This window comes from Vibrio sp. 704, from assembly GCF_033339295.1.
The window spans coordinates 1-540 of record NZ_JAWOUH010000913.1; the positions used below are offsets into that span (position 1 = coordinate 1).

Sequence of the window (540 nt, forward strand, 5' to 3'; positions counted from 1 at the left end):
GATGAACTCAAGCGTATCGTCGAAGAACTGAAAGGTTCTCAACAACCAGAGACACTCTATTTTCTTTGGTCACAAACGGGCGATACACAAGCACGTCGCCAATTTTTACAAATGGAAGGCACACCCCAGTTAAATACTGCAGAAATGCAGTATGCCTTAGCCACTTTCTATACCAATAGAGACGCAAAAAAAACGCTAGTCTTGCTCAATAATGCTTTGGCTCTGTCAAACAAAGACAACCTAAACCCTGTGATACTTAAATCACTGGCAAGCATTAACCAAGGTTTAGGCGAGAAAAAGCAGGCGTACTTATGGGCGATGGTTGCCAAACGATTTGATGTGCCTTTAGCAGATGAAAAGCAGTTGCAGCGTATGTACCACTTCGAGGATCCGAACCAACACGAAAAGTTAGATGAGTTGGCCGATACGATTGCAAAGGCAATACGCAAAGGCAGTTACTCGCCCGATATGGTCCCTAAAGACATGTAAACAAAAAACTCCCGCTTAGCCGGGAGTTTTTTTCCTATTGCTGGTGATTAT

1 protein-coding gene is annotated in these 540 nt (G+C 43.5%); it reads left to right on the forward strand.

The genetic code is table 11. The features are described 5' to 3' along the window. On the forward strand, window positions 1–489 hold a 489-nt coding region (locus R7R24_RS29845; protein ID WP_318120606.1), incomplete at its 5' end, for a DUF2989 domain-containing protein. Window positions 490–540 lie beyond the last annotated feature (51 nt).